The organism is Diplocloster hominis (assembly GCF_032380655.1).
Taxonomy (GTDB): Bacteria; Bacillota; Clostridia; order Lachnospirales; family Lachnospiraceae; genus Diplocloster; species Diplocloster hominis.
This window is the reverse complement of sequence record NZ_JAWDIY010000004.1, coordinates 142,443-153,974: the sequence shown is the minus strand read 5'-3', so window position 1 is coordinate 153,974 and position 11,532 is coordinate 142,443. Positions and strand designations below refer to the sequence as shown.

At 48.6% G+C, this 11,532-nt stretch carries 9 protein-coding genes; all 9 read left to right on the top strand.

Translation table 11 applies throughout. From position 1 onward, the window contains the following. Positions 1-12: 12 nt before the first annotated feature. From ABC831_RS05470 to ABC831_RS05430, 9 genes are read left to right on the top strand one after another with little or no spacing between them, the layout of a single operon-like run. Positions 13-2,595 carry a sensor histidine kinase gene (locus ABC831_RS05470; protein ID WP_343247239.1) on the top strand — a complete coding sequence of 861 codons (2,583 nt, stop codon included), beginning with the start codon at positions 13-15 and terminating at the stop codon, positions 2,593-2,595. After that, complete coding sequence (locus ABC831_RS05465; RefSeq protein ID WP_343247238.1) at positions 2,588-3,340, top strand: LytR/AlgR family response regulator transcription factor; 753 nt, start codon at positions 2,588-2,590, stop codon at positions 3,338-3,340. Before ABC831_RS05470 ends, ABC831_RS05465 begins: the two co-directional genes overlap by 8 nt. Positions 3,341-3,355: 15 nt before the next feature. Then, positions 3,356-4,864 carry an FGGY-family carbohydrate kinase gene (locus ABC831_RS05460; protein ID WP_343247237.1) on the top strand — a complete coding sequence of 503 codons (1,509 nt, stop codon included), beginning with the start codon at positions 3,356-3,358 and terminating at the stop codon, positions 4,862-4,864. Continuing rightward, on the top strand, positions 4,864-6,291 hold the full coding sequence (locus ABC831_RS05455) for a four-carbon acid sugar kinase family protein (RefSeq protein WP_343247236.1): 1,428 nt from the start codon (positions 4,864-4,866) through the stop codon (positions 6,289-6,291). Before ABC831_RS05460 ends, ABC831_RS05455 begins: the two co-directional genes overlap by 1 nt. Positions 6,292-6,308: 17 nt before the next feature. Continuing rightward, the gene (locus tag ABC831_RS05450; RefSeq protein WP_343247235.1) at positions 6,309-6,968 is read left to right on the top strand and encodes an aspartate/glutamate racemase family protein; all 660 of its coding nucleotides are present in this window, start codon (positions 6,309-6,311) and stop codon (positions 6,966-6,968) included. Continuing rightward, positions 6,961-7,743: a TIM barrel protein gene (locus ABC831_RS05445; protein WP_343247234.1), complete on the top strand. Its 783-nt coding sequence runs from the start codon at positions 6,961-6,963 to the stop codon at positions 7,741-7,743. The genes ABC831_RS05450 and ABC831_RS05445 overlap by 8 nt, the downstream gene beginning before the upstream one ends. Positions 7,744-7,749: 6 nt before the next feature. Then, entirely contained in the window at positions 7,750-9,159 is a 1,410-nt protein-coding gene (locus ABC831_RS05440; RefSeq protein ID WP_343247233.1) for an L-fucose/L-arabinose isomerase family protein, read from the top strand. Between the two features lie 42 nt (positions 9,160-9,201). After that, the gene (locus ABC831_RS05435; protein WP_343247232.1) at positions 9,202-10,104 is read left to right on the top strand and encodes a class II fructose-bisphosphate aldolase; all 903 of its coding nucleotides are present in this window, start codon (positions 9,202-9,204) and stop codon (positions 10,102-10,104) included. Next, on the top strand, positions 10,091-11,449 hold the full coding sequence (locus tag ABC831_RS05430) for a glycoside hydrolase family 5 protein (protein WP_343247231.1): 1,359 nt from the start codon (positions 10,091-10,093) through the stop codon (positions 11,447-11,449). Before ABC831_RS05435 ends, ABC831_RS05430 begins: the two co-directional genes overlap by 14 nt. Positions 11,450-11,532: the final 83 nt, after the last annotated feature.

Sequence of the window (11,532 nt, the reverse complement as noted above, 5' to 3'; positions counted from 1 at the left end):
GGGTGGACGCATATGGGCAGAAAGACAGCTAATTACCTGGGGACTTTAATCGCTGCGGTGGCATCGGCGCTGTTGATTATATTTATCGTACTGTGCCAGACCAAACGGTTTCATGAGACGCTCTATATCTATTCGAATCTTTTGTCCACGCAGCATATTTTTCTGATTACGATAAGACGGGTAATCATGGCTGTCGCCCTGTATGCGTTTGGATTATCCTGCATATTTTTGTTTTTCATATCCTATGAGGAGGCCGACTTCTTAAGCTATTCGAAGATTTTCTGGTATGCGGCAGGGCTGGTGATCAGTATCTGGGACTATGAATTAGTATTCTATGCGTCTGCTGCCCAGGCGGTGGTCTGGAGAGTGAGCCAGGGGCTGTGTCTGTTGCTGCTGCTGAATTCGATTAATCAGGCGCTGCTGAATCAGTTTCGGTTCCGCCGTTTCAAACGATTCAGGCTTATCAATGAAGGGGCCGGGGCAGGATACCTCCTGTTATTGCTTCCATTTAATTTTCTATATCCCGGTACACGCATAACGAGTTTCTTATGTATCCTGGAAATCGTATTTATGATAACGGCAGCCTTGCTTTATAGTATAGAAAAAGAAATAAAAACAGATTTTGTAAACTACATTTTATTGATTTTTTATCTTATTCCCAGTATCCTTCTCGTCGTCTGCTCCCGATATAAATATTTAACACTATCGGCAGGCTATGATATCTATAAAGATATACTCCCGGCTGCCGTTTTGATCTATGTCGTCTGCCTGTTCCTGTGTTTTTTCCAATATCACCGGACCGGGTATCTGGCTGGGGGAGAGGTGAACCGGAAGCTGATGGAGCTATCGAAGCATAAGGACAATATGACGCAGCTAATCATAAGCAATTGCCTGAACCCGATCAATAACCTTTCCTGTTATCAGCAGACGCTTGCCGAAGAAGTGCCTCCAGATGCTTCGGAAAAAGAAAAATACATCCTGGACCGGATGCTGCGGGAAATCAATAAAATGCAGGATTACCTGTATAATCTAAGGAATTACCATTATCTTTCCACCCAGGTACCTTATGCCAATAAAATTAACGCGAATCTGGTATCAGTTTTTCATGCCGCCATATCTCTGGTGAAAAAACAGGCCGGCACCCTTAAGATAAATACGGACTGGGGGGAGATTACAGAAAACGATTATGTAACCGGAGATCCGTATCTGCTGATCCAGGCAAACCAAACCTTTCTGCTGGCCTTCTGCGGGATTCTGGAAATGGAAACGATTGGGATTTTATTTCAAAAAAATAAAAAAGGGGATATCCTCATCGAGCTGGCAGGCGATCTGAATCAGAGCCGTAAAAAAGCCGCAAAAAAGATGAGGCGGATACTGACCTCACCCCGCGACACCCAGCTTTTGATGAATGACGAAGAAATCGGACTGATCCTTGCGAAAAACCATATTCGGAATCATACGAATTCATTTACGGCACACATCCGTCAAAATGGGCCGTCCGTCCGCTTTGCCGTCAATTATAAATTGGAAGGCTGCGGGAACCCAATGGTTGAGGGAGAAGCCAGGAACCAGGCCGGGCCCGCTGAGGCGGAAAACAGAAAGAAGATTATACTGATCAGCACAGACGCAGAGCAGATCGAGAGAATCCGTTCTTATCTGATGTTTGAAGATTATGTGCTGAAATGTTTTTATACGGAGAAGGAAGCGCTGAACTATATTAAGACTTCCGGCAATATCGGCGTTGTGATCATCGGTACCATATTCATCAGCGCCCATGTCAACCGGTTCTGTGAATCCATCCGTGAAAAATATTCGCTGGAGCAGCTGCCGATTCTGATTATCTGCCGGGATAAATACCGGTACGTGGACCAGGAATTACTGCGCAGTGTCAATGACATTATGACGGAACCTTTTGTTCAGGCGGATCTGCTGCAAAAAATACAGTCCCTGATTTTACTGCATACGTCCATACAGGAAAAGACGAGGGCAAGGTTAGATTTTCTCCAGGCACAGATGGACCCGCATTTTATTTTCAATACCCTGAGCACGATTATGCCGCTGTGTCTGCAACAGCCGCTTCAGGCATATGAAATGCTGAGCAATTTCAGTGAATACCTGCGGGGCAGACTGTACACGGAAGACCTGCAGGATGGCATACCGATCTACAAAGAGATCGATCTGGTGGAAGCCTATCTGGCCATCGAGAAAGTACGGTTTGCCGATATGATCCAATATGAAATCCAGATGGAGGCGGATGAAAACGATCTGATTCTGCCGCTTTTGATCGAACCGATTGTGGAAAACTGTGTGAAACATGGAATCACAGGAATAAAAAAACTGAATATAGAAATCAGAATCCGGGAAACAGACGGATATCTCGCGGTCTGTATAAAGGATGACGGCAAGGGAATGGATGAGGAGCGGCTGGAAGAAATACTGCATTCCGGGAAGCAGGCCGGTTCCTCCATCGGGATCAGCAATGTGAAAAAACGGCTGTCCATGTATTATAACCAGCAGCTGGTCATCATAAGCTCACCAAATAACGGTACAGAGGTACAATTTACCATACCAAAGGGGGCCATCCGATATGAATAAGCTAAAAGTGATCCTGATTGATGATGAACAGTTGATCCTGGATAATCTGACCTATATACTGAACCAATTTGAGAATATCGACATTATATATAAATCCACAGATCCGATGCGTGTACTGAATTATGTGGAAGATAATACGGACGTGGATGTCATGTTCGTGGATATCTCCATGCCTATTTTAAGCGGACTGGAAGTCGCCGGCCGTGTATTTAATATCGACCCGAATATAAAAATCGTCTTTGTGACGGCATATGACAAATATGTGATGAATTCCTTCAGTGTGAATACGGCGGACTATATCCTGAAACCGGTAACCCATGCAAGGGTCGCCCGTACCCTTGCCAAGCTGGAAAGACTGGTCCGGGAAGAAGAAAAATACAGGGAATCCCTGCCGGAATTAGAGATCGACACATCGATCTCGAAGCTGACGGGAATGAAGGATAAGAAGTATTACGTGATAGATTCAGATGATGCCTATTACATTATGGCACTGGACCGGGAAGTCTTTCTGTATACAAAGGAGGAAGAGTTCAAATTAAAAAATAATCTGAATTACTGGGAAGGCAAATTAAAGGGGGCGGGCTGGATCAGATGCCACCGCAGTTTCCTGATTAATACGAATCATATCAAAAGTATAGCGCCGATGTTTAATTCGACCTTTAATATTACACTGACGGACCGGAAAGAAGAGATTCCGGTCAGCCGGTCTTATATCAATAAATTCAAAAAGGCGCTTAATATGTAGCTGGGAGGGATGGGATTGGAATACTATCTGGGTATCGACATGGGTACCACGAATGTGAAGGCCGCCTTATTTACGGCGGACGCAAGCATGGCCGCATTTTGGAGTGAGCCAACGCCTATTATTCACCCGATCGAGGGATGGAGTGAATTTGAACCAATAGAATTGTGGAGAGTCCTGTGCCGTTGTATCCAAAAAGTCGTGAAAGAGACCGGGGCGTCAGAAATCGTTTCGGCGGGCATCTCATCGCTGGGGGAATCAGGGGTGCTGACGGATGCCGGCGGACATCCGCTGACTAACTTTATAGCCTGGTATGACCCGCGTGCAAAGCAGGAAATAGAAGAGCTGAAGCAGAAATTGGGGAAGGACAGGATTTATTCGATTACGGGACAGACGCCTTCGGATAAGTATGGGATCTGTAAACTGCTGTGGATTAAGAGACATTTTCCCGAAGTATACGCAGAGGCATGCCACTGGCTGTCGGTTGAGGATTGGGTACTGTATAAGCTTACCGGAAACTATGCGACCGATTATTCGATCGCTTCCAGGACGATGGCATTCGATATAGGAAAACTGCAGTGGTCGGAAGAAATATTGGGCGCCGCGGGAATGAAAGGGGAGCTGTTCCCGGAAGTATTACCGGGCGGAACTTTTGTGGGAGGAGTGACGCAGGAAGCGGCGGAGCAGACCGGCTTGACAGGAGGGATGCCTGTTTCTGCGGGCGGACATGACCACGCCTGCGCGGCAGTCGCGGTAAATATATTTGAGCCCGGCGTTGTGCTGGATTCGATGGGTACGGCGGAAGTATCGATGGCGGCGGTTGAGGAACCGCTGCTGAATGGGGAAGCCTTGGAAAAGTTCTATTCCTTTTATCCTCACTGCGGGCCTAAGCTGTACCGGGTTATCACATCGAACCAATCCTGCGGGGCGGCGGTCGAATGGTATCTGAATACCATAGGAGAGGGGGGCAGATACAGGGCCTTAAGCTCCGGGAAATCGGAATATGACTGGATGGCGGAGGAGGCCGAACATAATGCCAGGCAGGGGGATAAGGTATATTTTCTGCCATTTCTGCGGGGATCGGTTGAAAATAACCAGTGGAGGGCCTGTCTGTGGGGGATGGACGACAGCCACCGGCAGGGAGATCTGATCAGGGCTGTAATCAATGGAATCTGTTTTGAGTTAAAAAAGCAGGTCGAAGGGTATCAGCGTCTGTTCCATCAGAGCTTCGACCAAGTGCGGGTAGTCGGCGGATTGGCAAATTCTGAATTTATCATGAAGCAGAAAAGCAGAATACAGGGAGCGGACATAGAAGTACCGGCCTGTGTACAGGCGGCGTGCTGCGGAGCCGCACTGCTGGGAGCTGTGGGAGCGGGAAAGCAGAATCTTAAGGAGCTGGGGCAGATCTACCGGTGCGGGCGCAGATATCCGGCTGAAAACGCGGAAGGACTTTTAGAAGAATATCAGTCCTATCTGAAACTGCGGGAAGGATTTAAAGAACTTTATAACAGGATCGGAGAAGCATAATGGGAGAAGATCAGGACGTATTGCTAAGCTTTTTAAAGTATAAATATCCAAAAGACGAGGAAGAAAAGGTAAACAGTCTGTTACATCAGCTCTTAATGGAAAACGACCGCCTGCTGGCCGTAATCGACGACGATCCCACAGGAGGACAGACGGTCCATGACATCAATGTCTATACCGGCTGGAACCGGGAAAGCCTGCTGAAAGCTTTTCAACCCCCCCAAAACATGTTCTATATCATGACGAATTCCAGAAGTATGACGGGTGCAAGGACGGCAGCCGTGCAGAGGGAAATCGTGGAGAATCTGGTCTGGGCTTCCGGAGTAACGGGCCGCAGGTTTGAACTGATCAGCAGAGGGGATTCCACACTGCGGGGACATTACCCACAGGAAACACAGGTGCTGGCAGCAGGGCTATCTCAGGCTGACAGGAAAGAATTGCTGATTCCCTATTTTCACGAGGGCAGGCGCTATACGATAAACGACATCCATTATCTGCTGGATGAGGGGAGGCTTATCCCGGTTGGCGAATCAGAGTTTGGCCAGGACAAAGCCTTTGGATATAAGAATTCAGATTTAAAAAAGTGGATCGAGGAAAAGACCAAAGGGAATGTGACAGCAGATCAGGTCGGCAGCATTTCATTGGAGATGCTCCGCAACCTGGATTTTGAGGGGATAAACGCTGTGCTTTCTGAGCGCAGGTATCCCAAAGTGATTGTTAACGCCGCCACAGATATGGATCTTAAGGTGTTTGCCGTCTGTTACTACCAGATGCTGAAAAAAGGGATGAATTTTATCGCCCGCACGGCGTCGTCGTGGCCGAAGATAGCCGGAGGCATAAGTTCTGTCCCGTTGATGGAAGCCGGGAGGCTCGTTGAAAAATCGAACCTAAACGGCGGTCTGGTGATTGTGGGGTCACATGTAAAAAAGACAACGGAACAGTTAAACACATTGATGAAAAGTAAAGCGGGGCTTAGATTCATAGAATTCAATCAGCATACGGCGCTTGAGCCAGCCAGGCTTGCGCAGGAGGCCCAGAGGGTGGTGGAAGCGGCGGAATCTGCGATGGCCTCCGGCGTGACGGCGGTTATCTATACAAAACGGGAACGGCTGGACTGGAACAAGGGCGGTGCCGAAGAGGAGCTGGCTATCACCAGCCGAATCGCAGATTCAGTGACCGGTATCGCAGCACGAATTCGTGTGAACCCCAGGTTTGTGGTCGTAAAAGGAGGGATTACTTCCAGTGAGATCGCGGTGAAAGCCTATCGGGTAACCGAAGCCAGGATTCTGGGACAGGCGGCGGAGGGGGTACCGGTCTGGAGGCTTGGGGAAGGCAGCAGGTATCCGGGGATGGCATATGTGATATTTCCAGGAAATGTAGGAAGTAACGATACATTGAGGAATGTAGTGGAAGCACTGACGGATCATTAGAATATAAGGAGAAAATTATGCAGAAAAAAATAGCAGTGATACATACAAGTCTGGCCGTTAGGGAAATCATCGACCAGCAGATACGGGCAAAGATCCCCGATGCGGATATTCACAATATTATAGACGAACGCTTCCTTCAGGACGTGATCGATCATAATGGGATCTATGATTCCATCATCAACCGGATGTGCCTGTATGTGCAGGCAGCGGAGCAAATGCAGGCGGATGTGGTGTTAAATGCCTGCTCCTCTGTCGGGGAAGCTTTCGATGAAGCGGTCAAGTCTGCCGGCATACCGGCCTTAAAGATCGACGAACCGATGGCAGAGGCTGCCGTGTGCAATGGCTCCAGGATCGCGGTATATGGGACGGTAGCCACCACATTGGCACCAAGCTGCAGGCTTATCGCACATTGCGCTGAAAAAATAGGAAAAGAGGTTTCGGTAACTCCATACCTGATCGAGGGAGCGTTTCAGGTCCTGTCGGAAGAGAAGAATCCCGCAAAACACAATGAAATGGTGTTAAACCATATTAACGAAACACATGGGGAGCATGACGTGATCGTCCTGGCCCAGGCCAGTATGTCGATTCTTATACCGAAGCTGGGCGGCATTGGGAAACCCGTCTTATACAGTCTTGAGAGCGGAATCGCAAGGCTGAAAAAGATACTGTATGATTAAGCTCGGATGCTGCACCGCGCTCAGCGGACTGACAGCTGTAAAGAAAGCAGGCTTTGATTTTGTGGATCTGGCAGGAGCAGAGTTGGCCGGACTGCCGCTTTATGACGTGGAATGCGTAGCGGACCGGCTGCAGCAGATGCGTCTGCCCTGTATCGGTATACATGCCGCGGTGCCGCCGGATATTAAGCTGTGCGGCAGCGGATACAGCGAAAAAAAGATAAAGGAATATGCCCAATCCCTGTGTGCAAAAGTAAAGCGGCTGAATATCCGTTTCCTGGGTATCGGCAGTCCCAGGTCAAGGCAGCTGGACGACAAAGAAAGCCGGGAAACGGCAAAGGCCCAACTGTGTTTTTCCATCCGGATTTTTGCGGAAGAACTGCCAGATGCCTTTGTGCTTTTGGAGAGTCTGAATAAGGAAGAAACGAATTTTATCAACACCATGTCCGAAGCATATGAAATAATCAGCTCGGTAAATCAGGAAAATACCGGATTGGTCTGCGACCTGTACCATATGGCAAAAAGCGGCGAAACTTCGGCTGTGTTTACTGACGGACTGAGCAGGAGCATCCGTTATCTGCACATTGCTGATCCTGACAGACGCCGGTATCCTCAAGAATCCAGTCCGGCCGGCCTGTATGAGTTACTCAAAGACGCGGTGGACAGAACAGGCTGCGAATACTTATCGATCGAGGCTGTCAGCAGCTGTATGGAAGAGGATACCGCTTCTGGATATCGGACTATGCAGAAAATGTTCCAAAAATATGGATGGAGGTAAAGAAGGATGTTGGAATGTTTTACAAAACTAAATAAGCTAAGGATCGGTTTCGCGCCGGTCAGGCGGGCAGCATGGTCACATAAACCGTTTAATCTTTACGAGGCGGTCCGCTATAAGAAATTGATCTTTGAATTTATAAAACAATATGATGTGGAATGGGTTACCCTGGATGAACTCACGGATGACGGACTTTTGTATTCTGTGGAGGATGCGGATCTGGCGGCGAAGCTGTTTATCCAGCAGGAGGTAGACGCGGTTTTTATACCCCACTGTAATTTTGGCAGCGAGGAATCCGCGGCCAGATTGTGTAAAAAGGTCGGCCGGCCGGTTCTTTTGTGGGGCCCGAAGGACTATATTAATCCGGATGATTACTACCGGTATCGGGACAGCCAGTGTGGATTGTTCGCGACATCCAAGAATCTGAAAATGTATGGGGTAGAATTTAGCTACATAGAAAACTGTGATATAGAAGATCCGGTATTTGATGAAGGATTCCGCAAGTTCCTGGGAGTGACAAGCGCAGTCAAAGCATTCCGAAGCCTGCGGATCGGCCAGATCGGCACCAGGCCCGCGCCGTTTGCGTCGGTGAAATCCAATGAGATGGAATTGTTGGAAAAATTCGGGATTGAGGTCCTTCCCATAACATTAACCGATTTAAAACAAAAATTCGACAGATGCCTGAAGGAACGGGAAGAGGATGTTCATAACTATGCGCAAGAGATCAAACACGGATTTCAGAATCAATGTGCGGATGAGGGGCAGATCCTTAAGATCGCTGCTCTAAAGCTGACGGTGGAGCAATGGGCGCTGGAAGAAAATCTCTCCGCCGCTGTGGCGATGTGCTGGGGACCGATGATTGAGACCATCGGCGTGGCACCATGCTTTGTTCTGAGCGAGGTCTGTGACGACGGTTTTCCATTTATCTGTGAATCGGATATCCACGGAGCGGTGAGCGCTGTTTTGGCTATGGCGGCAGCCCGCTGTTCCACCCAGATCTTCTTGGCCGATCTGACCATGCGCCACCCGGAGAATCCAAATGCGGAACTTCTCTGGCACTGCGGGGTGTTCGCCAAAAGCCTGGCAAAAGATCCAAATGGATTAGTTCTGAATCATCACTACAACCGCCTTTGCCCCGCTGTGGGGGAATGGGAATTAAAAGGCGGTGATCTCAGTATCATCCGGTTTGACGGCAGTAATGGAGAATATTCCCTGTTCCTCGGCAGCGCGAAAGGGACACAGGGGCCGAAAACAGTCGGCTCCTATCTGTGGATCGAAGTGGATGACTGGGGCAAGTGGGAGCGGAAACTGATCTACGGACCTTATATCCATCACTGTGTCGGTATCCATGCGGAGGTGGTTGAGATTCTGAAAGAAGCCTGCAGATATATTCCGGGACTGACGGCCGACCCGGTCTGAAATAAACCGATATGCGTAGAAACGCGCGAAAGGGAGGAAACTATGGACATATACAATGGTGATACATTACGAAAGCTTTTAAAAGATGCGGATCAGGGCGGATACGCGGTACCTATGTTTAATTACACGGATTTGTGGGATCAGATGGCGGTGATCGAAGCGGCGATGGAGCTGCATGCGCCGATCATGTTTGCATCCATCCCTAAGACGGTACATACCATAAGCCCGGAGATATTAGGAGCGGTGGGGACAGTGCAGATGAAAAAAGCGGCGTCCCCCATCATCCACCATCTGGATCATGCGAAAACGGCGGAACTATGCATGGCCGCCATAGACAACGGTTATCCTTCCGTGATGATTGATGCGTCCGACCAAGATCTGGAGACCAATATAGCTGCAGTCAAAAGAGTGGTAGAGTACGCGCATCCCCGGGGTGTATTCGTCGAAGGCGAGATCGGCAGGATCAAAGGCCGGGACTATGAAGCCGCATATGAAGGGGACGATTTCCTGGCCAGGGTGGACGACGCGCTCAGACTGGTTCAGGAGACGGGGGTCGACTCTCTCGCCATCGGGATCGGTACGGCCCACGGATTCTATGACGGAAAACCGGAAATAAATTTCAAAAGACTGGAGGAAATGAAAGAAGCGATAGCGGTCCCGCTGGTCCTGCACGGCGGAACAGGAATCCCGGAAGAGGATGTGAAAAAAGCGATCCGGCTGGGAATCAATAAAGTAAATATCGGAACCCAAATCCGCTATACTTATATGCGGAGCGCATGCAGGCTGATACAGGAAAAGGGCCCTGTGACACACACCATTGATATAATGACCGAGGCAAAAAAGGAGATCAAAGAAGTGGCGAAAACATGGATCAGGATCTGTATGGCGGACGGGAAGGCAAAGACGGACCGGATAGGGCAGGAGATTTCTTATGCTGAGTGTTAAGGGAACGGATATGATCGGGGACAATGGTGAAAAAATAGTGCTGAGAGGATTTAATCTGGGAAATCTGGCCTTGATTGAACCAAACATGTTCGGCACTCCCGGAACGGAACATCGTCTGCGAAGAGCCATGAGATTATACGCGGGTGAAAAAAAGACGGATTACTTTTTCCGCGGGTTAAATAATAAATGGGTGACCGAGGACGATATCGCCTTTCTAAAGGGATTAGGGTGTAATTCATTGCGGATTCCGCTGAATTACCGATACTTTGAATCGGATGCGGACCCATACCACTATCTGGAAGAGGGGTTTCAGCTGATCGACAGGATCCTTGGATACTGCAGAAAATACGAGATTTACGCAGTCATCGATCTGCATGCCGTTCAGGGGTGCCAAAGCGGGGACTGGCATTGCGATAATATTTTCGCGGAGCAGGTCAATATCTATTATGACGCGCTGTGCCAGGACCGATACTATGCGCTGTGGAAAGAGATCGCCAGGCGGTACTGTAAGGAAAGCTGGGTGGCCGGTTATGATATTATGAATGAACCGGTTGCGGACGGCCCATTCGAAGTAAAAGTGTTAAATGAAATATACCGAAAGGTGACAGCAGAAATCCGGACCGTTGACCGGGATCATATCATATTTATAGAAGGAAACACCTGGGCTCAGGATTTTGAAGACTTGGAAGCCCCATTTGATGACAACACCGTATATTCGAATCATTATTACTGCGACGCGGCAGTGACTCCTGCCGATTATCCGGGCAGGATCAACGGGGAATACATAGATATTCATAAGATGGAGTCCGACATGGACAAAAGGGACTGGTTTATGCAGAAACATCAAATCCCCTGCTGGGTCGGTGAATTCGGAACCAGACGGTTAGGCGACCTGGATGGAAAGCGGCAGTCCCTGGCGGACTATCTGACAGTGTTCGAAGAACGCGGCCATTCCTGGTGCTACTGGAACTTCAAAGACCTGTCCCTGCGCGGTCCCATTTATCTCGACGAAGAATCGGCCTGGTGCAGATTCTTGAGAAAGATTCAGCCGTTAAAAGATAAGTACCATACCGACCGCTCGATGCCGCTTGGCGATGCCTGGGAATTGTCAGATGTCTTTGGGGCATATGAAGACGGGGACTTTGTTCTGGGACTTTCCGAAACAAGGGAAATATTAATCAGAAATATGAGAGAGACTCTTGGGGATCAGCTGACCCTGAGGTTCGCACAATTATTCGCGGAATTATCAGAAGAGGAAATCAATGAGCTGACGGATTCTTTCCTGTTCTGCAACTGTAAAATATACGAACCATGGATCGATCTATTTACTAAATTTATGAAATAGTTATTTTCAAAGATCAGGAATGAGAGAGGGGCAGGAGGCCCCGTTCTCATTCCTGTTTTTACTGCAGGCTTATTTTCAATATA